This window comes from Sinimarinibacterium flocculans (assembly GCF_003201205.1).
GTDB classification, from domain to species: Bacteria; Pseudomonadota; Gammaproteobacteria; order Nevskiales; family Nevskiaceae; genus Solimonas; species Solimonas flocculans.
On record NZ_QICN01000005.1, the window covers coordinates 223,975 to 248,864 of the forward strand.

24 protein-coding genes are annotated in these 24,890 nt (G+C 68.9%); 14 read left to right on the plus strand and 10 right to left on the minus strand.

Features of this window, described 5'->3' with window-relative positions:
* Positions 1–69: 69 nt before the first annotated feature.
* Positions 70–1,203 carry a tRNA guanosine(34) transglycosylase Tgt gene (tgt, locus tag C8D93_RS11365; protein ID WP_110265313.1) on the minus strand — a complete coding sequence of 378 codons (1,134 nt, stop codon included), beginning with the start codon at positions 1,201–1,203 and terminating at the stop codon, positions 70–72.
* A gap of 118 nt (positions 1,204–1,321) precedes the next feature.
* Here tgt and C8D93_RS11370 point away from each other — a divergent pair, with 118 nt between their 5' ends.
* Complete coding sequence (locus C8D93_RS11370) at positions 1,322–1,837, plus strand: DUF2937 family protein (protein ID WP_170124000.1); 516 nt, start codon at positions 1,322–1,324, stop codon at positions 1,835–1,837.
* 3 nt (positions 1,838–1,840) lie between these two features.
* On the opposite strand, the gene C8D93_RS11375 is transcribed toward C8D93_RS11370, so the two are convergent.
* Positions 1,841–2,302 carry a cyclic nucleotide-binding domain-containing protein gene (locus C8D93_RS11375; protein ID WP_170124001.1) on the minus strand — a complete coding sequence of 154 codons (462 nt, stop codon included), beginning with the start codon at positions 2,300–2,302 and terminating at the stop codon, positions 1,841–1,843.
* Positions 2,303–2,398: 96 nt separating this feature from the next.
* Entirely contained in the window at positions 2,399–3,436 is a 1,038-nt protein-coding gene (gene queA / locus C8D93_RS11380; protein WP_110265352.1) for a tRNA preQ1(34) S-adenosylmethionine ribosyltransferase-isomerase QueA, read from the minus strand.
* Positions 3,437–3,573: 137 nt separating this feature from the next.
* On the opposite strand from queA, the gene C8D93_RS11385 reads away from it, so the two are divergent.
* Genes C8D93_RS11385 through C8D93_RS11395 form a run of 3 tightly spaced genes read left to right on the plus strand, consistent with a single transcriptional unit; the run spans position 3,574 to position 6,673 of the window.
* Positions 3,574–4,878, plus strand: coding sequence for a sensor histidine kinase (locus C8D93_RS11385; protein WP_245903888.1), 1,305 nt, complete (start codon positions 3,574–3,576; stop codon positions 4,876–4,878).
* A 14-nt stretch (positions 4,879–4,892) separates the two neighbouring features.
* Positions 4,893–5,849, plus strand: coding sequence for a response regulator (locus C8D93_RS11390; protein ID WP_110265317.1), 957 nt, complete (start codon positions 4,893–4,895; stop codon positions 5,847–5,849).
* A 59-nt stretch (positions 5,850–5,908) separates the two neighbouring features.
* Positions 5,909–6,673 carry a hypothetical protein gene (locus C8D93_RS11395; RefSeq protein ID WP_110265318.1) on the plus strand — a complete coding sequence of 255 codons (765 nt, stop codon included), beginning with the start codon at positions 5,909–5,911 and terminating at the stop codon, positions 6,671–6,673.
* Here C8D93_RS11395 and C8D93_RS11400 read toward each other — a convergent pair.
* Entirely contained in the window at positions 6,670–8,004 is a 1,335-nt protein-coding gene (locus tag C8D93_RS11400) for a hypothetical protein (RefSeq protein WP_110265319.1), read from the minus strand. The two genes, C8D93_RS11395 and C8D93_RS11400, sit on opposite strands and share 4 nt — an antisense overlap.
* Complete coding sequence (locus C8D93_RS11405; RefSeq protein WP_110265320.1) at positions 8,001–9,728, minus strand: alkyl sulfatase dimerization domain-containing protein; 1,728 nt, start codon at positions 9,726–9,728, stop codon at positions 8,001–8,003. Before C8D93_RS11405 ends, C8D93_RS11400 begins: the two co-directional genes overlap by 4 nt.
* A gap of 95 nt (positions 9,729–9,823) precedes the next feature.
* On the opposite strand from C8D93_RS11405, the gene C8D93_RS11410 reads away from it, so the two are divergent.
* On the plus strand, positions 9,824–10,852 hold the full coding sequence (locus C8D93_RS11410; RefSeq protein WP_110265321.1) for an AraC family transcriptional regulator: 1,029 nt from the start codon (positions 9,824–9,826) through the stop codon (positions 10,850–10,852).
* Here C8D93_RS11410 and C8D93_RS11415 read toward each other — a convergent pair.
* From C8D93_RS11415 to C8D93_RS11430, 4 genes are all read right to left on the minus strand, one after another.
* Entirely contained in the window at positions 10,809–11,171 is a 363-nt protein-coding gene (locus C8D93_RS11415) for a glycine zipper family protein (protein WP_170124002.1), read from the minus strand. The two genes, C8D93_RS11410 and C8D93_RS11415, sit on opposite strands and share 44 nt — an antisense overlap.
* A gap of 89 nt (positions 11,172–11,260) precedes the next feature.
* The gene (gene dcd, locus C8D93_RS11420; RefSeq protein WP_110265322.1) at positions 11,261–11,827 is read right to left on the minus strand and encodes a dCTP deaminase; all 567 of its coding nucleotides are present in this window, start codon (positions 11,825–11,827) and stop codon (positions 11,261–11,263) included.
* A complete protein-coding gene (gene apbC, locus C8D93_RS11425) occupies positions 11,828–12,901 on the minus strand; it encodes an iron-sulfur cluster carrier protein ApbC (RefSeq protein ID WP_110265323.1) in 1,074 nt (357 codons plus the stop codon).
* Positions 12,902–13,003: 102 nt separating this feature from the next.
* The gene (locus tag C8D93_RS11430) at positions 13,004–14,221 is read right to left on the minus strand and encodes a S8 family peptidase (protein ID WP_170124003.1); all 1,218 of its coding nucleotides are present in this window, start codon (positions 14,219–14,221) and stop codon (positions 13,004–13,006) included.
* Between the two features lie 240 nt (positions 14,222–14,461).
* On the opposite strand from C8D93_RS11430, the gene metG reads away from it, so the two are divergent.
* From metG to nth, 8 genes are all read left to right on the plus strand, one after another.
* The gene (metG, locus tag C8D93_RS11435; protein ID WP_110265325.1) at positions 14,462–16,561 is read left to right on the plus strand and encodes a methionine--tRNA ligase; all 2,100 of its coding nucleotides are present in this window, start codon (positions 14,462–14,464) and stop codon (positions 16,559–16,561) included.
* 137 nt (positions 16,562–16,698) lie between these two features.
* On the plus strand, positions 16,699–17,274 hold the full coding sequence (gene rsxA, locus C8D93_RS11440) for an electron transport complex subunit RsxA (protein ID WP_110265326.1): 576 nt from the start codon (positions 16,699–16,701) through the stop codon (positions 17,272–17,274).
* A 159-nt stretch (positions 17,275–17,433) separates the two neighbouring features.
* Positions 17,434–17,994, plus strand: coding sequence for an electron transport complex subunit RsxB (rsxB, locus tag C8D93_RS11445; RefSeq protein ID WP_110265327.1), 561 nt, complete (start codon positions 17,434–17,436; stop codon positions 17,992–17,994).
* Positions 17,994–20,270: an electron transport complex subunit RsxC gene (gene rsxC, locus C8D93_RS11450; RefSeq protein WP_211307308.1), complete on the plus strand. Its 2,277-nt coding sequence runs from the start codon at positions 17,994–17,996 to the stop codon at positions 20,268–20,270. Before rsxB ends, rsxC begins: the two co-directional genes overlap by 1 nt.
* Entirely contained in the window at positions 20,270–21,247 is a 978-nt protein-coding gene (locus tag C8D93_RS11455) for an RnfABCDGE type electron transport complex subunit D (protein WP_110265328.1), read from the plus strand. The genes rsxC and C8D93_RS11455 overlap by 1 nt, the downstream gene beginning before the upstream one ends.
* Positions 21,244–21,873 (plus strand): electron transport complex subunit RsxG, encoded by a 630-nt coding sequence (rsxG, locus tag C8D93_RS11460; protein WP_211307309.1) that lies wholly within the window; start codon positions 21,244–21,246, stop codon positions 21,871–21,873. The genes C8D93_RS11455 and rsxG overlap by 4 nt, the downstream gene beginning before the upstream one ends.
* Complete coding sequence (locus C8D93_RS11465; protein WP_110265330.1) at positions 21,870–22,556, plus strand: electron transport complex subunit E; 687 nt, start codon at positions 21,870–21,872, stop codon at positions 22,554–22,556. Before rsxG ends, C8D93_RS11465 begins: the two co-directional genes overlap by 4 nt.
* 29 nt (positions 22,557–22,585) lie before the next feature.
* Positions 22,586–23,242 (plus strand): endonuclease III, encoded by a 657-nt coding sequence (gene nth / locus C8D93_RS11470; RefSeq protein WP_110265331.1) that lies wholly within the window; start codon positions 22,586–22,588, stop codon positions 23,240–23,242.
* Positions 23,243–23,277: 35 nt separating this feature from the next.
* On the opposite strand, the gene ald is transcribed toward nth, so the two are convergent.
* Positions 23,278–24,393: an alanine dehydrogenase gene (gene ald, locus C8D93_RS11475; RefSeq protein WP_110265332.1), complete on the minus strand. Its 1,116-nt coding sequence runs from the start codon at positions 24,391–24,393 to the stop codon at positions 23,278–23,280.
* A gap of 140 nt (positions 24,394–24,533) precedes the next feature.
* On the opposite strand from ald, the gene C8D93_RS11480 reads away from it, so the two are divergent.
* Positions 24,534–24,890, plus strand: coding sequence for a hypothetical protein (locus C8D93_RS11480; RefSeq protein WP_110265333.1), 357 nt, complete (start codon positions 24,534–24,536; stop codon positions 24,888–24,890).

Genomic DNA, 24,890 nt, shown 5'->3' on the forward strand with positions numbered 1-24,890 from the left:
CCATGAAAGGCTGCTAATTGTTGGGGACGGCCTTTCAGGATTCAAGACCCCGCCGCAAACCCGCACCCGCTAGGCGCCTGACGCCGCCACGCGGCTGCGTGTCGGCGCCCCGGCCGGCCCGGCCAGGAACGCCTCGGCGAAGGCCTCGAAACGGCCCTGCTCGATCGCCTCGCGGATGCGCCGCATGTGGTTCTGGTAGTAGTGCAGGTTGTGGATCGTGTTCAGGCGCGAACCGAGGATCTCGTTACAACGGTCGAGGTGGTGCAGGTAGGCGCGCGAGTAGTTCGTGCAGGTCGGGCAGTCGCAGGCGGGGTCGAGCGGTCGCGGATCCTCCCGGTGCACCGCGTTGCGGATCTTGATCACGCCTTCGCTGGTGAACAGGTGGCCGTTGCGCGCATTGCGGGTCGGCATCACGCAGTCGAACATGTCGATGCCGCGTGCGACCGCCTGCACCAGATCGCGCGGCGTGCCGACCCCCATCAGGTAGTGCGGATGATCGGATGGCAGCTCGGGACCGATCGCATCGAGCACCTGCAAGCGCTCGGCCTCCGGCTCGCCGACCGACAGGCCACCGACCGCGTAACCGTCGAAGCCGATCTCGCGCAGCCGCGCCAGCGATTCGCGGCGCAGGTCCGCGTGCATGCCGCCCTGGACGATTCCAAAAAGTGCTCCATGGTTCGCGCCGTGCGCCGTCTTGCAGCGCGCCGCCCAGCGCGCCGACAGCTCCATCGACTGGCGTGCCTGCTTGGCGGTGGCCGGATACGGCGTGCACTCGTCGAACTGCATGACCACGTCGGAACCCAGCGCATGCTGGACCTCGATCGCGCGCTCGGGCGTCAGGAAGATGCGGTCGCCGTTGACCGGCGACGCGAACTTCACGCCTTCCTCGGTGATCTTGCGCAGACCGGACAGGCTCCAGACCTGGAAGCCGCCGGAGTCGGTCAGGATCGGCCCGTCCCAGTGCATGAAGCGGTGCAGGCCGCCGAGCGCCCGCATTGTCTCGGCACCGGGTCGCAGCATCAGGTGAAAGGTGTTGCCGAGCACGATCTGTGCGCCGGATGCGCGCAGTTCCTCCGGCGTCATCGCCTTGACCGTGCCGTAGGTGCCCACCGGCATGAAGGCCGGCGTCTCGACCGTGCCCCGTTCGAACAGGAGCCGGCCGCGACGGGCGGCGCCGGAGGTGGCGAGCAGTTCGAACTTCACGACGGTCCACGGGCAGGAAAAACGGGCGCGGATTGTCCCACAGCGCCCGCCCCGGCCGTCGGCGCCGGTTCAGGCGGGGCTGCTAGGATCGGCGCATCCCCGACACCGGACGGGCACCATGAAGATCGTGACCGGGTTGGCCGACCGGCTGCTGTTCGCCGCCGGCCTGCTGCTGTTCCTGCAGATTCCGCAGTTCATCGATCACTACACGCAGCGCTATGCCGGCTACCGGCAGGCGCTCGCCGACAGCGTGCAGCAGTACCAGGCCAGCGCGGATGTCCACTACGACGGCGACCTGCAGCTGATGATCCACGAGTTCGAGACGGCCGCCGCGCCGGCGATGCGCGACATGGGCAGGAAGATGGACGGCGAGCGCATCCGTCTGGGCGAGATGACTGCTGGCCTGGCCACGCTGCGCAGCGGCTCGCTGCCGGCACGGATCGCGCAAGTCGCGCGCGGCTACGACAGCCCGCTGCTGCGTGCCACCTTCGACGATTTCAAGCCGGGGCTGCCGCTGACGGTCGACGCGGCGATCTGCGGCCTGGTCGGCGGCATCCTCGCCAGCGCCCTGTTCAATCTGCTGATCTGGCCGCTGCGTCGCCTGCTGGACCGTCGTCCGCTGCTGCGTGTGTGAGCCTCAGCGGCCCGACTTGCGACTGCGCGCGAAATTCAGATCCGAGCTGGTCGCGCGCAGGCGTCCACCGAGGTACAGCGCGAGGGCGCGGTAGAACTTGGCGGCGATCGCCGGCTGCGCATCGAGCACGGCCCTGAGCTTGTCGTAGGCGATCACCACGAGTTCGCTGTCCTCGAGCGTCCGCGCCGTGGCCGAACGCGGCTCGGCGTCGAGCAGCGACATCTCGCCGAAATGCGCACCGCTGCCCAGCGTCGCCAGCATCACCGTGTTGTTGTCGCCGGACTGGGCGATCTGCACCGAGCCGTACTTGATGATCAGCAGGCTGTCGGCGTCCTGCCCTTCACGGAACAGCTCGACACTGCCGGCGTGAGCCTGCGGCTGGGCGATCTCCTCGATCTCGCCGAGCTCGGCGTCCGAGAAATCGCTGAACAGATACACGTTGCGCAGCAGCGAGCGACGTTCCATCCGATACCCCCTCTTGGTCCGATTCAGGCGCCGGGTCGTCCCGGCGGTTGCGGCTGCGAGCATATCGCAGCCCGGCAACCGCGGCGGAGACACCGGTCACGCCGCCGCGTCGCGCTCGATCAGCATCGCGTCGCCGTAGCTGAAGAAGCGGTAGCGCTGCGCCACCGCGTGCCGGTACGCCGACATGAGCCGCTCGTAGCCGCCGAAGGCGCAGACCAGCATCATCAGCGTCGACTGCGGCAGATGGAAATTCGTCAGCAGCCGGTCGACGACGCGAAAGCGGAAGCCCGGCGTGATGAACAGCCGCGTTTCCGCGCTGCACGGCGCCACCCGGCCTTCGGCATCCTGCGCCAGCGCCGCGGACTCCAGCGCGCGCGCCACCGTGGTGCCGACGGCGACGACACGGCCGCCGCGCTCGCGCGCCGCATCGATCGCCGCGCACAGGGCCGCGTCGATCCGGTAACGCTCGGCATGCATGCGGTGCTCGTCCAGGTTCTCGACCCGGACCGGCTGGAAGGTGCCGGCGCCGACGTGCAGCGTCAGCGTCGCCCGAACGATGCCGCGCGCGTCCAGGGCCGCGAGCAGGGCGTCGTCGAAATGCAGCCCGGCGGTGGGCGCCGCCACCGCCCCGGGCTCGCGCGCGAACACGGTCTGGTAGCGCTCGGCGTCCTGCGCCCCAGGCGCATGCGTGATGTAGGGAGGCAGCGGCAGGCGGCCGGCGCGCTCGAGGAAATCCAGCACGCCGTCCGCGCCGTGGTAGCGCAGCTCGAAGAGATCACCGTCGCGGCCGAGCACTTCCAGGCGGTCGGACCCGACCCGGATCTCGCCTCCGGGCCGCGGCTTCTTGCTGACACCAAGCTGTGCGAGGAAGCGCCCGGACTCGAGCACGCGCTCGACCAGGATCTCGACCCGGCCGCCGGTAGGCTTCACGCCGAACAGCCGCGCCGGTATCACGCGGGTGTCGTTGAACACGAGCAGGTCGCCCGGCGCCAGCAGCGCCGGCAACTCGCGGATCTGCCGGTCGGCCAGACCCGATGGCGCCACCTGCAGCAGGCGACTGGCGGAGCGTTCGGCCGCCGGCTGCTGGGCGATCAGCTCGGGCGGCAGCTCGTAGTCGAAATCGGATCGGCGCATCGGTGAACAGGTATCGCGGCAGCGGCTTGGGGCGCGCACTATACCCGCGCACCGGCGTTGCGCCGCGTCCGCCTGCAACGCAACCGTCATCTGCGGCCGATAGGCTGCCGGCCCATCCCTGCGCCAGACCTGTTCTCGTGACCACGCCCGCGGACGACATTGCACGCCTGCGTCTGGACGTCGCGCCGCTGTCGCCGACGACGACCGTGGACGCGGCGGCCGAGCTGTTCCTGCAGCCCGAGTACGCGCGCATGCTGTGTCTGCCGGTGGTCGCCGACGACATGGTGGTCGGCACCGTCAGCCGGCATGCGCTCAACGGCATCTTCCTGCGTCGCTTCGGCCGCGAGCTGTACGGCGCCAAGCCGGTATCGGCCCTGATGAACCGCGACCCCCTCGTCGTCGAGGAAAGCGCGGCGATCGACGAGGCCGCCGCCTATGTCGGCGCGCATCTGGGCTCGCCGATCACCGAGGACTTCGTGATCCTGCGCGACGGCCGCTACGCCGGCATGGGCATCGTGCTCGACCTGCTCGGCGCCATCCGCGGCCGCCTCGAGGCCAACGCACGCCAGCTCGAGTCGGCCTACCGCGACCTCAAGGCCTCGCAGGCGCAGCTCGTGCAGTCCGAGAAGATGGCCTCGCTCGGCCAGATGGTGGCCGGCGTGGCGCACGAGATCAACACGCCGCTGGGCTATGTCCGCAACAACGTCGAGATGACCGAAAGCGTGTTCGGCCTGCTCGCCGACGCGCTGGCGGTCCACGACCGGCTGGCGAAGCTGCTGGTCGACGACAGCGCCGACGAGCAGGGCCTGGAACGGGCCCTGACGGCCTGCGGCGAGTCGATCGAGGCCTTGGGCGATCTCGCGGTGATCGACGACACGCGCGCGCTGTTCGGCGACACGCTGCACGGCGTCGATACCATCCGCGATCTGGTCGTCAACCTGCGCAACTTCTCCCGTCTCGACCAGGCGCGCGTCGCCGAGGTGTCCCTCAACGACTGCCTCGACCAGACGCTCACCATCGCCAACAACGTCTTGCGCAACAAGGTGCAGGTGATCAAGCGCTACGGCGAGATTCCGAAAGTCCGCTGCTCGCCGTCGCAGGTCAATCAGGTGCTGATGAACCTGATGACCAACGCCGCGCAGGCGATCGAGCACGCCGACGGCAAGCTGCTGCTGAAGACCGAAGCCGACGAGCAGTGGGTGCGCGTGCACATCCAGGACAACGGCAAGGGAATTCCCGCAGAGAACCTGAAGAAGATCTTCGACCCGTTCTTCACGACCAAGGCCATCGGCGAGGGCACCGGCCTGGGCCTGTCGATCTCGTTCCAGATCATCCAGGCCCACGGGGGCGAGATCAAGGTCTCGTCCGAACCCGGTCGCGGCACGCGCTTCGTCATCAGCCTGCCGATCAAGGGCGTCGAAGTGTCGGCGCTGGCAGCCTGACAGGAAGCATCCACATGACCGACAAGCCCACCTTGCTGCTGATCGACGACGAGGAGCGCATCCTGCGCTCGCTGGCGATGCTCTTCCGCGGCAGCTACCAGGTGCATGCCACCGTCGATCCGCACGAGGCGATCGCGCTGGTCGAGCGCGAGCGGGTGCATGTCGTCGTCAGCGACCAGCGCATGCCGGTGATGCGCGGCGCCGATCTGCTGCGCGAGGTCCGCAGCCGCTCGCCGAACTCGATGCGCATCCTCCTGACCGGCTACTCCGAGCTGGATGCAGTGGTGTCGTCGGTCAACGAGGGCGAGATCTTCCGCTTCGTGCAGAAGCCCTGGGACGCCCAGGAACTGCGCGATACGGTGAAACAGGCCGCCGAGATCTCGTCGGCGCTGTTCGGCGCCGGCGCCCACGCGCCGCCGTCGCCGCTGCTGACGGAAACCGGCAGCTTCGTCGCACCGCCGCTGCCGCCGGCGAACGCCGAGGGCGTGCTGGTCATCGACGACGACGAGGACGTGTTCGTGTCCGTCCGCGAGATCGTCGGGGACTCGCACCCGGTCCATTGGGCGCGCAGCCTCGACCAGGCGCTGGAAACGCTGGCGGCCAACCCGATCGGCATCGTCGTCTCCGAACTGGCCGTCGGCGGCGAGAGCGTCACCACGCTGCTCAAGCTGCTGAAGGCCGAGCATCCGGAAGTCGTCACCATCGTCCTGACCCCGTTCCAGGACGTGGCCGTGTTCATCGGCCTGATCAACCAGGGCCAGGTCTACCGGCTGCTGCCCAAGCCGGTCCGGCGCGGGGCCTTCTCGATGAGCATCGCCAGCGCCCTGCGCCACCATCGCGCGCTGCGCGCCGCGCCCAAGCTGCGCGAGGCACACAAGGTCGACCAGTTGCGCGCCCCCGAGGAGGTGTCCGTGGCGGGCCGCGTGATGGGATTCCTGTCGAGAATCCGCGCGCGCGCGACCGCGAGCTGAATCCGGACGGACACCCGATTCGTTATCATCGGGGCCTTCAGGATTCCGGGGAAAGCGGGATGCGCTTCTGTCTTGTCGCGTTGATCGGCCTGTTGGGCTCGTGGGCGTTGCCTGCGCCGGCCCAGGACGACGCTGCGCGCGATTGCAAGATCTTCGACGGACGCGCCTGGCAGAGCGTGGGCACGGTATCGCGAACCGCCTGCCTCGAAGGCATCGAGCAGTGGGTCAGCGAATACAACTCGCAGGGCTTCAAGTTCGGCCTCTGGGGTTCGATGATGCTCTCGGCCGACCGCAACTACTTCTACCGCTCGCCCGATGGCGGCAAGAACTGGGAAGCCCTGGGCCTGAAGTCCGATCTGGCCGTGCGCGTCGCCGAGGTTCCCGAACCGGCGGCACAGGCCGAAGCCGACACCGCCGAGGCCGTCGGCGCCATGGACGCCCAGAGCAGCGACGTCCCGAGCGGCGGCACGCCGGCCCCGGCCTACGACGACGGCTGGGCTGCCGGCGGCGAAACCGTGGTCGAGGCGGCACCGACGCCCGCACCGGTCGTCGAGTCCGTGGCCCGCGCACCGGCGCAGCCCTCGGTCAGCGGCTTCGACCGGCGCAGTTGCAGCCTCGGCGTCAGCGCCGCCTGGGAGCAGATCGGCATCCTGACGCTGCGCGAATGCGCCGAGGCGCTGGACCGCTCGCCCGACAGCTACGACGAACTCGGCTTCAAGTACGGCTACTGGAACGGCGTCTTCCTCGCCGCCAACGCCGGCGAGATCCTCAGCTCGACCGATTCGCGCAGCTGGCAGCCGCTGATCCGGCGCGACGGCCGCTAGCGGCAGCGCGCGAACGCATCCGCGGACGATGTCGCGGCCTCGATGACCTCGCGCGTGCAGTAGGTGATCTCGGGCGTGTACGCGCCCATCACCTCGCGCACCGGCGTGCCGTAAGCCACGTTCTGGATCGCCTCACCGAAGTGCGGCGACGGCAGCATGTGCCGGTAGATGATCACGGAGTCCGGATAGACCGCACCCCACGGCAACCAGGCCATGCCGTGCGCGTCGTTGGCGTTGTCCGGGCGCTGCGCCGGATCGGACACGACCACGGTGAAGTAGCCGTCGCCGTCGAGCGGCATCTGCGCGTCATGCAGACAGCCGACGTAACGCTGACTGACGAACTCGTTGGTGCAGATCGACCAATAGCGGACCTGCGCATCTCCCAGCGGCGCCTCCGCGGGCCTGCGCGCCCAGCTTGGCGCCTTCCCACGCAGGATGTAGAGCGCCCCCTGATTGCGACTCATCATCGTCGTCACGTAGGCATTGTCGACGTTGCTCAGAAAGCCGCCGCCGGTGTCACTCGCGGTGATCGCCTGCAGCGGCAGGCTGAAGCCGGCCGCGTTCGACAGCAGCAGCCGCAGGGTTTCCGGCAGGCCGTAAAAGCGCACCAGCTCGGGCTCGTCCGGCGCCAAGGGAAAAGGCAGCAGGCCAATGAGGCCCGGCTCGCTGCTGTCGCGGATCAGGTCGTTGAGCAGACTCGGCACGCCGTCCGGCGGCAGCGGATCGCAGCCTTGCAGGGCAATCGGCGTGCCGCCGTCGGCCGCCTCGAGGTGCAACGACGGCAACGCAACACCGCCGGTGCGATCCCCCTCCGGCAGGTAGAGCCGGTAGATCAGCACCCATGCCGGATTCGGCAACGCGGCGCGACCGAGCAGATCGATCTCGCCGGCGTACAGGGTGTTCGGCGCACGCACATCCGGCACCGCGCCCGGCTCGATCCAGGCGACGTAGTGCCCGGACGGGCCATCGCCTCGATACGGATTCACGCCCTCGGCCGCGTCGATCTGGTAGTCCGTGAGAACGTCGGTCGGACGCAGCACCGGATCGTAGGTGTTGTACGAGAAGTAGCGCGCCTGCGGAAAGTCGGCTTCGATCCGTAGCCGCGTCCCCGGCAGCGCCGGGACCGCCGCCACCCAGTAGGTCGCCCCCTCGTCCGGGAATGCGATGTTGAGCAGGTCGGGATCGCTGCGCAGCAGCCATGCGCAGTTGGCCGCGAGCAGCCGGGAATCGGTGTCCGCGACGGGGGTCGGTGCCGGCGGATCGGATACCGGCGCACCGCTGCCGCAGGCCGAGACCAGCAACGCGACACCGGTCAGGCCGACGCCTCTCACGACGCCGTCTCGGCGGACTGGAACAGGCGCATGAACCGGGCAAAACCGAGTTTCGAGCCCTGCGTCACTTCGAAGTCCCGCACCAGGCTCAGCGCCGGATTGCGGAGCTGGGCGAGCATCTCCTTGAACGCCTGTGCCGACACCCGCACGACGATATCGGCATCGTCGCGCAGCACCGGCACGACCTCGCTGGCGCCGCGACGCACGATGTAGGTGTAGCGCTCGTCGCTGTCGGTGAACTCGAAGCCAACCGCGGTCACCGTTTCCGCGGCCGCTTCGGCGTCGAGATTCACCGCCATGCCGTCGAAGAACCGCGCGAGCGGCATCTGCGCGAGCATCTCCGGCGTCGGCGTCAGGATGCGCTGCGGCAGCGTGAACTCGCCGGCGAGCTCGCGCGCGGCCATCAGATACCAGTTGCGGGCGTTGGGATTGGCCTCAACCTCGCCCAGTGCGCGCAGCGCGCGGATCCGCGCTTCGCGCACCGCGGCGTGCTGTGGCTGCAGGCGCAGCACGTGGTCGGACAGCTGCAGCGCCCACTGGTGTTCGCCGGCCGCCTGCGCGTCGACCACCTGCTGCGCGAGCGCGTCGAGTCCGCCTGCCAGCTCGGCCCAGCGGGCGGCCTCGTCATCGGGCGGCAGCGGCTGCAGCGTCGACGGGTTGCCGTCGTACCAGCCGAGGTTGCCGGCAAAGACGCTGCGCGCCGACCACGTCGGTTTGCCGTAGAACTGCGCCAGATAGTCCGCATCCGCCAGGTGAGCCGGCAGGCGGATGCGTGCGGCGATCTCGTCCGGCGTCAGCCCCTGGTTGATCATCCGCAAGGTCTGGTCGTAGACGTAGCGGATGCCGTCGCGGTACTCGGTCAGCAGCGCATCGATGCGCGCGGCGCCGACGACCGGACGCGTGTGGCTGGGCACCAGATACTCGGCACCGAGCGCGCGCATCGCATCGATCGAGTCGGCCCACTGGCGCGGGTCGCGATAGGCCGTCCCGCGGATCGTGTACAGGTTCGGGAAGGCCTTGTAGATGTTGTCGCCGGGCAGCAGGATGCGGCGGTCCGGCAGCCAGACGAAGAGCTGGTCCTCGGTCTCGCCGGGGGCATGCACCAGCTCGAAGCGGATGCCGGCGACGGTCTGCTCCAGGCGATCGTCGAACTCCTGCGTCGGGCGCATCACGCTGATGGTGCTGCCGTCGTGGATGTCGACGCGCGGACCAAGGCCGACGTTGATGTGCTCGTCCTCCGGCAGGTACGAGCCGTACATGCGCAGCGAGCGCCGGGTGATGGCCGTCTGCAGCTCAATGGAGGTCTTCTCCATGTTGCGCACGACGTCGCGGTGCGCGTAGACCGGGATCGCATCGTTGCCTTCGGCGAACACGCGCGCGCCGCCGATGTGGTCGGGGTGCGAGTGCGTGTAGATCAGGGCCTTGACGGGCTTGTCGGTGATCTCGCGGAATGCCGCGAGCACCGCCTGCGCGCTCTCGGCGGTCTCCATCGTGTCGACGATGATCACGCCGTCGTCGCCCTCGAGCAGGATCGAGTTGGCGATGCCGAAGCCGATCGCGACGTGCACGCCGTCGGTGACCTCGAACACCCCCTGCTCGAACTCCGCGCTGTGCGCGCGCAGCGCCTCGGGCGAGGCCACGGTCACGGCGGGTGGCGGGGCTTCCTGGCGACAGCCGGCAACGCCGATCAGCAGAACGCTCAGGACAAGGCGGATCATGGACATGGCAGTGCTCTCCTCGGCATCGGTCTCGGGCCGTCGTCCGCGACTCTAGCGCCGCCACGGATTGCACGACTTGTCCGGATGGGACAGAGTCGGCCATGGCCGGTCCGAGCACCCTGAGTTCCTGGGCCGCCGCCGTCGCGGCGGCGCTGCGGGCACGCGGAATCGATGCGCGCGCGCTGCTGCTGCAGGCAGGGCTCGATCCCGGGCTGATCGCGATTCCGGGCGCACGCTATCCCGCCCACCGCATGACCCGCTTCTGGGCGCTGGCCATCGAGGCAACCGAGCCGGCATTGGCGCTGGAAGTGCCGGACCACGTCCAGCCCGGAACCATGCACGCGCTCGGGTCCTCGCTCGCCGCCAGCCGCAGCCTCGCCGAGGCCCTGCTGCGCATCGCCCGCTACTCGCGGCTGGTGTCGGATGCCGCGGACGTCGTCATCGAAACCGAAGCCGACCGCATCGGGGTCGTCTATCGCCCTCCGCCGCGCGATCCGCCACTGGCGCCGGCGGCCTTCGAGGCCTTCATGGCGAGCGCGGTCCGGCTCGCACGACAGCTCAGCGGGACCGCGAGCGGCGGCCTGCTCGGCTGCGAGTTCCGCCACGCGGCGCCGCCCGATCCCCGGCCGTACCGCGAGTGGTTTGCGGTGCCGGTGCGCTTCGGTGCGCCACGCAATCGACTGCTGTTCGATCGCCGTCTCGCGCACATGCCGCTGCCGGGTGCCGACGAGCACGAGGCGCGCCACCACGACGCCGTGGCTGCCGGTTATCTGGCGCGCTTCGACGCGCAGCCGGTTGCGCGGCGCGTCCGCGAAGTCCTGATCCGCCATCTGCCGTCGGGGGAACCGACGCGCGCCGCACTGGCGCAGGCGCTGCACCTGACGCCACGGACCCTGCTGCGGCGACTGGCCGCCGAACACACGAACTGGAAGACCCTGCTCAACGAGCTGCGCTGCGAGCTCGCGCAGTCCTACCTGCGGCAGGGGCGCAGTGCCGCGGAGATCACCTATCTGCTCGGATTTGCCGACCCGGCGAACTTCACGCGCGCGTTCCGGCGCTGGACCGGCATGCCGCCGCGGCGATGGATCAGTTCAGAACGCGGTAGCCGCGGCCGCGCAGGCAGTTCTTGACGACGCGGTCCTTTTCGCTCTCGCCGCGCGCCGCGCCCCTGGCACCCCCGACCACGCCGCCGACACCCGCGCCGCGCGCCACCGTCGTGCTGTTGCCGACGATCGCCCCGATGGCCGCACCGAGCACGGCGCCTCCGACCGCGCCCTTGCCGGCCTCGGCGCCGGTACTCACCTGCGTCGCGTAGGTCTCGCACTGCGAGAGGTCCTGGTCGTAGCGCGCCATGTCCACGCCCTGCGTGTCGATGATCGGACCGCGACTCGCGCAGGCCGCGAGCAGCAGCACCGCGGACGCTGCAGTGAAAACCGGTCTGCGAGTCATGGGCTTCTCCTGAACGATGCTCGATACGCAGACCGAGCATGCCGCGATGACCGGATGACCGCCACCACCGTTCGATGAACGGCGGCGAATCAGGTCTTCGGCAGCGTCACGCCGCGCTGGCCCTGATACTTCCCACCCCGATCCCGGTAGGACGTCTCGCACACCTCGTCGGATTCGTAGAACAGCATCTGTGCGACGCCTTCGTTGGCGTAGATCTTCGCCGGCAGCGGCGTGGTGTTGGAGAACTCCAGTGTCACGTGGCCTTCCCACTCCGGTTCCAGCGGTGTGACGTTGACGATGATCCCGCAGCGCGCATACGTGCTCTTGCCGAGGCACACCACCAGCGTCGAGCGCGGGATACGGAAGTACTCGACCGTGCGCGCCAGCGCGAAGGAGTTCGGCGGGATGATGCACACGTCGGACTGCACGTCGACAAAGGACTTCTCGTCGAAGTTCTTTGGGTCGACGATCGTCGAGTTGATGTTGGTGAAGATCTTGAACTCGTTGGCACAGCGCACGTCGTAGCCGTAGCTCGACGTGCCGTAGGACACGATGCGCTGGCCGTCCACATGCCGCACCTGCCCGGCCTCGAACGGCTCGATCATGCCCTGCTGCTCCGCCATGCGGCGGATCCACTTGTCCGATTTGATGCTCATCTAGTCGTCCGTCATCTCGATGTCCGGGAAGCTTCCCTCGTACACGCCGTAGGCCAGCCGCGCCGCCGCCAGACGCGCGATGCCGCGATAGCGCTGCGCGAGCTCGCCTTCCGGATCGGCGGCAACGGTCGGGCAGCCGCCATCGGCCTGCTCGCGGATCCGCAGATCCAGCGGCAACTGGCCGAGCATTTCGATGCCGTACTCGGACGCGAGACGCTCGCCGCCGCCGGCGCCGAAGATCGCCTCGTGATGTCCGCAGTTCGAACAGGTGTGCCAGGCCATGTTCTCGACGACGCCCAGCACCGGGACCTCGACGCGGCGGAACATCTGCAGGCCCTTGCGCGCGTCGAGCAGGGCGATGTCCTGCGGCGTGGTCACGATCACGGCGCCGCTGACCGGAATGCGCTGCGACAACGTGAGCTGGATGTCGCCGGTGCCCGGCGGCAGGTCGACGATGAGGTAGTCCAGATCCTGCCAGCGCGTTTCGCCCAGCAGCTGGTTGAGCGCCTGGGTGACCATCGGCCCGCGCCAGATCATCGGCTGCGCCTCGTCGATCAGGAAGCCGATGCTCATCGCCTGCAGGCCGTGGGCGACGATGGGATGCATGTGTTTGCCGTCCGGCGAAGTCGGCCTGTCGCTACTGCCGAGCATGCGCGGCTGGCTCGGACCGTAGATGTCGGCGTCGAGTATGCCGACGCGCGCGCCCTCGGCCTGCAGCGCCAGCGCCAGGTTCACCGCGACCGTCGACTTGCCGACGCCGCCCTTGCCGCTGGCCACGGCGACGATGTTGCGGATCTGCGGCATCGGCTGCAGGTTCTTCTGCACGGCGTGGCTGGTGATGCGCGAACGGATCTCGACCTCGGCGTCGAGCCCGGCCTTGTCGCGGATCACCGCGCGCAGGCGCTGCCCGATCTGCTCGTGAATGCCAGCAGCCGGAAAGCCGAGTTCGATCACCACACGGGCGCGCGAACCGTCGACGCTGGCCGCGGCCACGGTGCCGGCCGCAACCCAGCCTTGCCCGATCAGGGGGTCGACATCGGCATCGAGAACGGCGAGCAGGCGGTCGCGGGACATGTCGGCACAGCGTGGGAAGCGGGCGCGCAGTCTAGCCCAAGGCGGTCGGCCCAACGAAAAAGGGCGGGCCGACCGGCCCGCCCCGAACCTTGCAGCAAAGCCTTACTCGCCGACGTACAGCAGCGCGTTCGGCGAACCGCTGCCGATGCTGCCGAGCACGCCGAGCGTGGCATTGCCGATCACCGCGTCGGCCACGGCGTCCGGCGTCGAGCCGGGCGCGGCGCCCAGCGCCAGCGCGGCGGCGCCGGCCACGTGGGGCGAGGCCATCGAGGTGCCGCTGATGGTGCTGGTCGCGGTGTTGCTGGTGTACCAGGCGGAGGTGATGTTCGAGCCCGGCGCAAAGATGTCGACGCAGGTGCCGAAGTTCGAGAACGAGGAGCGTGCATCCGTGTTCGTGGTCGACCCGACGGTGATCGCCTCGGCGACGCGGTTCGGCGAGCCGGTGCAGGCATTGGCGTTGTCATTGCCCGCGGCGACGACGAAGGTCACACCGGCGTCGATCGCGTTGCGCACGGCTTGGTCGAGTGCATCCGAGTTGCCGCCGCCGAGCGACATGTTGGCAACCGCCGGCAGCTGCGCATTGGCCGCGACCCAGTCGACACCGGCGATGACGCCGGAGTTGGAGCCGCTGCCGTTGCAGCCGAGCACGCGCACCGGCACGACAGTCGCGGCCTTGGCCACACCCCAGGTCGAGCCCGCGGCGGTGCCGGCGACATGCGTGCCGTGCCCGTTGCAGTCGGTGGTGTTCGCCGGGTCGGTGCTGCAGCCGATGCCGAGCAGGTTGCAGAGGAAGCCGCCGCTGTTCGGCGCGAAGTTGCGCCCGGTGCCGACGCGACCGCCGAAGTCGACATGCGTGGCGTTGAGGCCGGTATCGACGACGTAGACGTTGACGCCGGCTCCGGCCTGATTCGGATAGACGTAGTTGCCGTCGAGCGGCAGGTTGCGCTGGTCGACGCGGTCCAGCCCCCAGGTCGCGCCCGACTGCACCGCGCTGGCGGTCATGATCTGGTCCTGCTCGACGAAATCGACCAGCGGCAGCCGCGCCAGGGCCGCCGCCTGCGACGCGCTCATGCGCACCGTGAAGCCCTTGAGCACGTGCTGGTACTGCGCGAGCACCTGTCCGCCGCCAACCTGCACCAGCAGCGACTGCACCGTCTCGTTGAGCCGCAGCGGGTCGCCCAGGCCGATCTGCGGCTTGAGCACGACGATGTACTGGTTCTTGATCGGCTGCGGGGTCGCGGCCTGCGCCGACGACACCAGCAGGCCCAGGCCGGCAGCGACCGCCGCCACGCCCGAAATGAAGCGCTTCGATGCACCCATTACGCACTCTCCTTGTGAACTGGTCTGTTGATCGCCGCGCATCCCGGACCGGGCGTCTCCCCCGCGCCGTCGGCGACGCGGTCCGACTGTACCCCACACGGTCAGCCATTCCCTTACAGGAAAACCCCCAGTTTCGGATGCGCCGTGCGCCCTCAGGAAGTGGCCGATTCGGCGGGGTGGCGCGAGCGACATGCGATAATCGCGTGATCCCGCTTGCCGAACCGCCTTGATCCGCATCCCATGCGTCGACAGATTCTGGTCACCAACGCCCTGCCCTATGCCAACGGACCGCTGCACCTCGGTCACATGGTCGGCTACGTGCAGGCGGACATCTGGGTGCGCTTCCAGCGCATGGCGGGCCACGACGTGCACTATGTCTGTGCGGACGACGCCCATGGCACGCCGATCATGCTCGCCGCGGAGAAGGCCGGCGTGACGCCGGAGGCGTTCATCGAGAACGTCCGCAGCGAGCATGCGCGCGACTTCGCCGACTTCGGCGTCGCCTTCGACCACTACCACTCCACGCACTCGCCGGAAAACCAGGCACTGTCGGAGCTGATCTACCGGCGGCTGGACAGCGGCGGCGCCATCGCACGGCGCACGATCCAGCAGCTGTACGATCCGGTGAAGCAGATGTTCCTGCCGGACCGCTACATCAAGGGCGAGTGCCCCAAGTGCGGGTCGGCCGACCAGTACGGCGACAACTGCGAGGTCTGCGGTGCCGCCTATGCACCGACGGACCTGAAGGACCCGCACTCGGTGGTGTCGGGCGCCACGCCCGAGATGCGCGATTCCGAGCACTACTTCTTCGAGGTCGGCAAGTTCCAGACCGTGCTCGGCGAATGGCTGGCCGGCGACGTCGCCCATCCCGCGGTCAAGGCCAAGCTGCGCGAGTGGTTCGACGCCGGCCTGCGCGACTGGGACATCTCGCGCGACGCGCCCTACTTCGGCTTCCCGATCCCGGATGCGCCGGGCAAGTTCTTCTATGTCTGGCTCGACGCGCCGATCGGCTACATGGCGAGTTTCCGCGCCTGGTGCAAGCAGAATGGCAAGGCGGACGCCTTCGACCGCTTCTGGGCGGCGGGCGCCGACAGCGAGCTGCACCACTTCATCGGCAAGGACATCGTCAACTTCCACGGCCTGTTCTGGCCGGCGATGCTGCACGGATCAAAGCACCGCACGCCGACCAAGCTGCACGTGAACGGCTACCTGACGATCAACGGCGCAAAGATGTCGAAGTCGCGCGGCACCTTCATCCGCGCGCGCACCTATCTCAACCACCTGAATCCCGAGTATCTGCGCTACTACTTCGCGGCCAAGCTCGGCGCCGGCGTCGACGACCTCGACCTCAACCTCGACGACTTCGTCAGCCGCATCAACAGCGACATCGTCGGCAAGTACGTCAACATCGCCAGCCGCTGCGCCGGCTTCATCGAGAAGCGCTTCGGTGGCCGGCTCGCGGGCGAGATGCATGACCGCGCGCTGTTCGAGCGCATTGCCGCCGCAGGCCCGTCGATTGCGGCGCTGTACGAGTCCGGCGAGTACGCCGCCGCCGTGCGCGAGATCATGCGTCTGGCCGACGAGGCCAACGGCGAGATCCAGACGTTGGCGCCGTGGATCATGGCCAAGGATCCGGACAAGGCCGAGGCGCTGCACCGCGTCTGCACCACCTTCATCAACGTGTTCCGCCAGCTCACGCTGTACCTCAAGCCGCTGCTGCCGAAGATTGCCGGGCAGGCCGAGACCTTCCTGGGCATCGCCCCGCTGACCTGGACGCAGGCCGGCGACGCCTTGCTCGATCATCCGATCCAGCCTTACCAGCCGCTGGCGATGCGCATCGACAAGGCCGGCATCGACGCGATGCTGGCCGAAGAGGCGGGCGATAGCCCCTCTCCCGCGGGCGGGAGAGGGGTTGGGGAGAGGGCCGCGCGCCAGCGCGGAAAGACGCCGGCTGCGCCGGCGCCCTCTCCCGCCTCTGCGAGGCACCCTCTCCCGCAGACGGGAGAGGGAAACACCATCGGCATCGACGACTTCACCAAGGTCGACCTGCGCATTGCCCGCATCGCCAGCGCCGAAGCGGTCGAGGGCGCCGACAAGCTGCTGCGCCTGCAGCTCGACGTCGGCGAGCTGGGCACGCGGCAGGTCTTCGCCGGCATCAAGGCCGCGTACGACCCGGCGCAACTCGTCGGTCGGCTGACGGTGATGGTCGCCAACCTCGCCCCGCGCAAGATGAAGTTCGGCCTGTCCGAAGGCATGGTGCTGGCCGCAAGCAATGACAGCGCCGGCCCCTGCCTACTGTATCCGGACGATGGGGCGCAGCCCGGAATGCGGATCAAATAGCGCGCCGCGACACCGGTCGCCGCGCAGTGCATATTCCGCAGCGGAATGAGAACAGATTGTTGATCCTGTCATCCTTGTTTGCCGCGGTGCGGCAACGCATGATCACGCGGTTTTGACGCCCGGCGGCGGCCTTCGCCTTGACTGAATACGTCCTCATCCTCATCGGCGCGGTTCTGGTCCACAACTTTGTCCTGGTCCAGTTCCTCGGCCTGTGCCCGTTCATGGGTACCTCGAAGAAGGTCGAGACGTCGGCAGGCCTGGCGCTGGCGACCACCTTCGTGCTGACGCTGACGGCGGTGGCGACCTACCTCACCGACACCTACATCCTCGTGCCGCTGGGCCTCGAGTATCTGCGCACGATCGCCTTCATCCTGGTCATCGCAGCAGCTGTGCAGACCGTCGAGATGGTCGTGCACAAATCCAGTCCGCTGCTGTACCAGGTGCTCGGCATCTACCTGCCGCTGATCACGACCAACTGCATCGTGCTCGGCGTCGCGCTGCTCAACGTGCGCCAGTCGCAGAACTTCATGGAATCGCTGCTGACCGGGCTCGGCGCCGGACTCGGCTTCTCGCTGGTGCTGCTGCTGTTCGCGAGCATCCGCGAACGGCTCGCCGTGTCCGACGTCCCGGCAGTGTTCAAGGGCGCACCGATCGCGCTGGTGACCGCGGGGATCATGTCACTGGCCTTCCTCGGCTTTTCGGGATTGGACTGAAGACATGATCCCGTCGACTCGCACGGCTCGCATCCCCGCTGCGCGTTCAGCGTCACTGGCAATGCGCATCAACGCATTGCCAAAGCGTGACGCTTCACCCCGCTCGTATGCTCGCGCCGGTACGTCGCTGGCCTTCCTCGGCCTTTCGGGGCTGGACTGATGCTTGCGGCGATCATCGCGCTGGCGGCCCTGGCCGCGGTCTTCGGCATCGGCCTGGGCTTCGCCGCCGTGCGCTTCAAGGTCGAGGGCGATCCGCTGGTCGAGCAGATCGACAAGATCCTGCCGCAGACGCAGTGCGGCCAGTGCGGCTTTCCCGGCTGTCGGCCATACGCCACGGCCATTGCCGCCAACGAGGCCGAGATCAACCAGTGCCCGCCCGGCGGCGAGGACGGCATCGTCAAGCTCGCCGAACTGCTCGGCCGCGAGCCGATTCCGCTGAACCCGGAGAACGGCGTCGCCAAGGCGGTGCCGACCGTCGCCGTCATCGACGAGAACATCTGCATCGGCTGCACCAAGTGCATCCAGGCCTGTCCGGTCGACGCGATTCTCGGTGCCGCGCAGCAGATGCACACCGTGATCGCGACGGAATGCACCGGCTGCGAGCTGTGCCTCGAGCCCTGCCCGGTCGACTGCATCACGATGGAACCGATTGCCGACACGCCGCGGACCTGGCGCTGGCCGCTACCGGCATCGGAACCGCAGACGGCGGAGGCGGCCTGATGTCGCTGATGCAGCGGCTATTCAACTTCCGCGGCGGCCTGCACCTCGACTATCGCAAGGACATGTCGACGCGGCACCCGATCCGCGTCGCACCGGTGCCGCCGCAACTGGTCCTGCCGCTGTCGCAGCATGCCGGCGCGCCGGCCAAGCCCGTGGTCAAGGTCGGCGAGCGCGTGTTGCGCGGCCAGACCATCGCCCAGCCGGACGGCTTCGTGTCGGTGCCGATCCACGCCAGCAGTTCGGGCACCGTCGTCGCGATCGAGTCGCGGCCGATTCCGCATGTCTCCGGTCTGGCCGCGCCGTGCATCGTCATCGACACCGACGGGCGCGATGAAAGCCTGCCGGCACCGGAATGGGCCCCGGTCGACGACTTCTCCGCACTCGACGCGAAAACCCTGCGCGAGACCGTGCGCCGCGCCGGCATCGCCGGGCTCGGCGGCGCCGGCTTCCCCAGCTTCATCAAGCTTTCCCCGGGCCGCTCGGTCGAGACGCTGATCATCAACGGCGCCGAGTGCGAGCCCTATATCAGCTGCGACCAGCAGCTCATGGCCGAGCGCGCCGACGAGATCGTCGGCGGCGTGCAGGTGATCCTGCAGGCCATCGGCGCACCGCACTGCCTGATCGGCGTCGAGGACAACAAGCCGGACGCGATCGCCGCGCTGCGCGCTGCCGCGGCGCAGGACGAGCGCATCCAGGTGCGCGTCGTACTGACGCGCTACCCGCAGGGCGGCGAGAAGCAGCTGATCCAGACCCTGACCGGCCGCGAAGTGCCGAGCGAGGGCCTGCCGCTGGACATCGGACTGGTCGTGCACAACCCGGGCACGGCGCGCGCCGTGTATCGCGCGGTGCGCCATGCCGAGCCGCTGACCGCACGCATCGTCACCGTTACCGGCGGTGTGGTGGCGCAGCCGCAGAACTTCGAGGCCCGCATCGGCACACCGATGCAGTTCCTGATCGAACAGGCGGGCGGTTACGTGCAGCCACCCGGCCGGCTGCTGATGGGCGGCCCGATGATGGGCTTCGCGCTGCCGTCGGACGCGCTGCCCGTCATCAAGAGCACCAACTGCATCCTCGCCGCCGCGCCCGGGGAGCTGCGCCCGGACGAGGCGGCGATGCCGTGCATCCGCTGCGGCGCCTGCCAGGAAGCCTGCCCGGTCAACCTGCTGCCGCAGCAGCTGTACTGGCACGCGCGCGGGGGCGAGTTCGACAAGACCCGTGCGCTCAATCTGTTCGACTGCATCGAATGCGGATGTTGCGCCCAGGTCTGCCCCAGCCATATCCCGCTGGTGCAGTACTACCGACACGCCAAGACCGAGATCTGGGCCGAGGACCGCGAGAAGCGCAAGGCCGACGCCGCACGTGAACGTCACGAAGCACGCCAGGCGCGGCTGGAGCGCGAAGAACGCGAGAAGGAAGAAGCGCGCGCACGCAAGAAGGCACAGCTCGCCGCACGCAAGGCCGACGCCGATTCCAGCGAAGCGCCGCCCGCCGCGGGCGCGACGCCGGCCGACGGCACCGACGATCCGGTAGCCGCCGCGATTGCGGCCGCGAAGGCGAAAAAGGCCGCTGCGCAAACCGCTGACGGGAGCGCCGCAACCGACGACCCGGTAGCGCGCGCGATCGCTGCCGCGAAGGCGAAGAAGGCGGCAAGCACGGACAACTCGAACGCCACCACCCCGGCAGACGATCCGGTTGCCCGGGCCATTGCAGCAGCCAAGGCGAAGAAGGCGGCCGCCGCGGCCGGTGGCCCGGCCGAAGCGCCGGTTGTACGGCCACGCAAGGCCCCGCCGTCGGACGACGCCGTCGCTGCCGCCATCGCGGCGGCGCAGGCGCGCAAGGCGGCGAAGGCCGCAGGCACCGAACCCGCCGACGCGCCACCTGCGGATGATCCGGTCGCACGGGCCATCGCCGCTGCGAAGGCCAGGAAGGCAGCCGCCGAGCAAGCGCAGGACGCCGCCGATCCCGTTGCCCAGGCCATCGCGGCGGCGAAAGCGAAAAAGGCCGCCAGGGAGGCTACGACCGCACCCGCATCTGACGACCCCGTCGCCAAGGCCATTGCCGAAGCCAAGGCAAAAAAGGCGGCGAAGGAGGCGACTGCGAGCGACAACGCCGACGATCCGGTCGCTCGCGCCATCGCCGCAGCGAAGGCCAGGAAAGCCGCGAAGGACGCCGCCGCAACGCCGGCCGACGATGATCCCGTCGCGCGCGCGATTGCGGCTGCGAAGGCGAAGAAGGCCGCGCGCGAGGCCGCGGACAAACCGGACGGCGCGAGCTGATGCGCCTGTCCTCCCCGTTCCTGCCGGTCGCCGCCAGTGTCGGCAGCGTGATGCGCGACGTGCTGCTGGCGCTGCTGCCCGGCATCGTCGTCTATGTCCTGCTGTTCGGCCCGGGCGTACTGCGCAACATCGCGATCGCGGTGGCAGCCTGCCTGCTGTTCGAAGCGATCGCGCTGTGGCTGCGGGGCCGGCCGCTCAGGCCGTTCCTGTCCGACGGCAGCGCGCTCGTTACCGGCGTGCTGCTGGCGCTGACCTTGCCGCCGATCGCGCCGTGGTGGATTGCCGTCGTCGGCAGTCTGTTCGCGATCGGGCTCGGCAAGCAGGTCTACGGCGGGCTGGGTTACAACCCCTTCAACCCGGCGATGGTCGGCTACGTCGTGCTGCTGATCTCGTTCCCGGTGCAGATGACGGCGTGGCCGGCGCTGCAGCCGGTCTGGGATTCGGCGCCCGATGCGGTGTCGGCGGCGACGGCGCTGGATCATGTGCGCACGCAGCTCGCGCTGGACCGCACCCTGACCGAGATCTCGGGGGACGCCGCCATCGGCTGGGCGGCCGGCGCCGGCTGGGAGTGGATCGCGCTGGCCTGGCTGGGCGGCGGCCTGTACATGCTCTGGCGCGGCACGATCCGCTGGCAGATCCCCGCCGGCATGCTCGCCGGCCTGACGCTGATCGCGCTGCCGTTCTGGGCGGCAGACCCCGACCGCTACGCCTCGCCGCTGTTCCACTGGCTGGCCGGCGCGACCCTGCTCGGCGCCTTCTTCATCGCCACCGATCCGGTGTCCGCGGCAACGACGCCACGCGGACGCCTGCTCTACGGCGCGCTGATCGGCGTGCTCGTGTACGTCATCCGCACCTGGGGCGGATATCCCGACGGCGTCGCCTTCGCCGTGCTGCTGCTCAACATCTGCGCACCGACGATCGACCGTTACACCCAGCCGCGTGTCTACGGCCACACGCGCCGCGAGTCCGAGCCGTGAACGCAACTGTCGTGCAGATGCTGCGGGCCGGCGGCGTGCTCGGCGCGTTCGGTCTGGTCGCCGCGGCGGTGCTCGGCGGCACCTGGTCGCTGACGGCCGACCGGATCCGCGACGCCGAACAGCAGCGCCTGCTGCAACAGCTCGAAGAAGTGCTGCCCGCGGGCGGCTACGACAACGCGGTGGCCAGCGACACGCTGCAGGTGGACAGCGATGCCCTCGGCCCCGGAACTCACACCGTCTGGCGCGCGCGCAAGGACGGCCGGCCGGTGGCCGCCGTGCTCGGCGCGGTGACGCCCGACGGCTACAGCGGGCCGATCGCGCTGCTGGTCGGCATCGCCTACGATGGTCGCATCACCGGCGTGCGGGTGACCTCGCACAGGGAAACGCCGGGCCTCGGCGACAAGATCGACCTGAGCCGCAGCGACTGGGTGCTCGATTTCGACGGCCGCTCGCTGCTCGCCCCCGGGCCGCGCGACTGGACCGTTCGCAAGGACGGCGGCGTGTTCGACCAGTTCGCCGGTGCCACGATCACGCCACGCGCGGTGGTCAGGGCGGTGCACCGCAGCTTGCAGTACTTCGCCGAGAACCGCGAAACCCTGTTCGCCACGGCACCGGAGACGCCATGACCACGACCGTCGGCCCCTACGCAAAGATCGCCCGCGACGGCCTGTGGACCAACAATCCCGGCTTCGTGCAGCTGCTGGGCCTGTGCCCGCTGCTCGCGGTGAGCAACAACCTCGTGAACGCCCTGGCGCTGGGCCTCGCGACGATGTTCGTGCTGACGATGTCCAACACCATCGTCTCGCTGATCCGCCCGGTCGTGCGCCAGGAGATCCGCATCCCGATCTACGTCATGGTGATCGCGGCACTGGTGACCATCGTCGAGCTGGTGATGAACGCCTGGTTCAACACGCTCTACAACATCCTCGGCATCTTCCTGCCGATCATCACGACCAACTGCGTGATCATCGGTCGCGCTGAGGCCTACGCCGCGAAGAATCCGGTGAATCGTGCCGCCTTCGACGGCCTGATGATGGGGGCCGGCTTTGGCCTCGCACTCGTACTTCTTGGCGGGATGCGCGAACTGCTGGCCCAGGGCACGCTCGGCACCGACCTGCACCTGCTGTTCGGCGAGGCGCTGCGCGGCGTCCACCTGACCGTGATCCCGGACTACCAGGGCCTGCTGCTCGCGGCGCTGCCGCCGGGTGCGTTCATTGGCCTGGGGCTGCTGATCGCCGGCAAGAACTGGATCGACCGCCGCTACGCCGCGCGCACCGCGGCGCCCTCGCCCGCTCCCGCCGCGGCATGACCGTCGAGTGATCGCTGCATGAGCATCGAATGAACGGGGCCAAGCGCCACGAGATCTTCCGGCGCCTGCGCGAGAACAATCCGGCGCCCACGACCGAGCTGAACTACGACTCACCGTTCGAGCTGCTGGTCGCCGTGGTGCTGTCGGCGCAGGCCACCGATGTCGGCGTCAACAAGGCGACGGCAAGGCTGTTTCCGGTCGCCAACACGCCGCAGGCGATACTCGCGCTGGGCGAGGAGAAACTGCGCGAGTACATCAAGACCATCGGCCTGTATCAGACCAAGGCCAGGAACGTCATCGGCCTGTGCGCGGCGCTGATCGAGCGGCATGGTGGCGAAGTGCCGCGCAGCCGCGAGGCCCTCGAAGCGCTGCCCGGCGTCGGCCGCAAGACCGCGAACGTCGTGCTCAACACCGCCTTCGGCGAGCCGACCATCGCCGTCGACACGCACATCTTCCGCGTCGCCAACCGCACCGGCCTTGCCCCCGGCAAGACCGTGCGCGCCGTGGAGGACAAGCTGGTGAAGTTCACGCCGGCGGAGTTCGCCCGTGACGCACATCACTGGCTCATCCTGCACGGTCGCTATGTGTGCAAGGCACGAAAGCCCGAATGCGCACGCTGCGTGATCGTCGACCTCTGCGAGTTCCGGCAGAAGGTCCTGGACACGAGTGCGGCACCGCTGGTGTAAAAGCGGCTGCCTCCGCAACGCGCCTGACCACATTTTTACTGCAGCACGTCCGCGGCCGGTGTGTACGGGTAACCCAGTGCCTCGGCCACGGCCCTGTAGGTGACCTGCCCGCGGTGCACGTTCAGCCCCTCGCGCAGGTTCGGATCGTCGCTCAAGGCCTTGCGCCAGCCCTTGTCGGCCAGCGCGATCACGTGCGGCAAGGTCGCGTTGGTCAGCGCGAACGTCGACGTGCGTGCCACGCCACCCGGCATGTTGGCGACGCAGTAGTGCACGACGCCGTCGATGACGTAGGTCGGCTCCTGATGCGTCGTCGGCCGCGAAGTCTCGAAGCAACCGCCCTGGTCGATCGCGACGTCGACCATCACGACGCCGTTGCGGATCGACTTGAGCATGTCACGCGTGACCAGCTTGGGCGCAGCGGCACCCGGCACCAGCACGGCACCGATGATCAGGTCCGCGCGATGCACGCAGGTCTCGACCGCATCGCGGGTCGAGTACAGCGTCGTCGCGCGGTTCTCGAAGACACTGTCGAGCCAGTTCAGCCGCGGCAGCGTCCGGTCGAGAATGGTCACGCGCGCGCCCATGCCGATCGCGATGCGTGCTGCGTTGTAGCCGACGACGCCGCCGCCGATGATCACGACCTCCGCGGCCGGCACGCCCGGCACGCCGCCGAGCAGTACGCCGTTGCCACCCGCCGCCTTCTCCATCGCGTGTGCGCCTGCCTGGATCGACATGCGGCCCGCGACCTCGCTCATCGGCGCCAGCAGCGGCAGGCCGCCCCGGCCGTCGGTCACGGTCTCGTAGGCGATCGCGGTGCATCCGGAGTCCAGTAGCCCTTTCGCCTGCTGCGGATCGGGCGCCAGGTGCAGGTAGGTGAACAGCAGCTGGTTCTCGCGCAGCATCGCGCATTCGGACGCCTGAGGCTCCTTCACCTTCACGATCATGTCCGCCTGCTCGAAGACCTCGGCGGCCGTCGCGAGTATCGTCGCCCCGGCCGCGACGTACTCCTCGTCCGCGATGCCGATACCCAGGCCCGCGCGCGTCTCGACGAGCACCTCGTGCCCATGCGCCGTCAGCTCGCGCACACCCGCCGGGGCCAGTCCGACGCGGTACTCGTGATTCTTGATTTCCTTCGGGGTCCCGATACGCATCGCGATCTCCTCGACGTGCGGATAGGCCGGCGATTATTTCACGCACCCCCGGGCCGTCGCGCCGTGGAATCCCCCCAGACGGCCCGCTGACGATCGCCCACGTACAATCGCGGCTTTCGCCCTCCCATCAGCCGATCGCCATGCCCCCGAAACGCTCGCCACGCACCTTCACCGCATTGCTGCTGGCGCTCGGCATGGGACTGTGTGCCTACTACGGTCAGGAGTGGTGGGCTTTGCCCGACTACAGCGCCGCCGACATCGAGGCATCGGTCGAGCTCAACCTCCGGCTCGAACTGCAACGCCGCGGCCCCCACCTGCAGCCGGACGAGGCCGGCATTGCGCGACTGCGCGATATGATCGAGCGCGAGATCACCGCACAGCTCACGCAGCAGCGCGAGAAGATCCAGCTGCGCTTCGGCGTCGGGCTGGTCGCACTGGTGCTGGGCTTGGGTCAACTCGCGATGGCCCGCATCCTCGGTCAGAAGTCCGACGCCTGA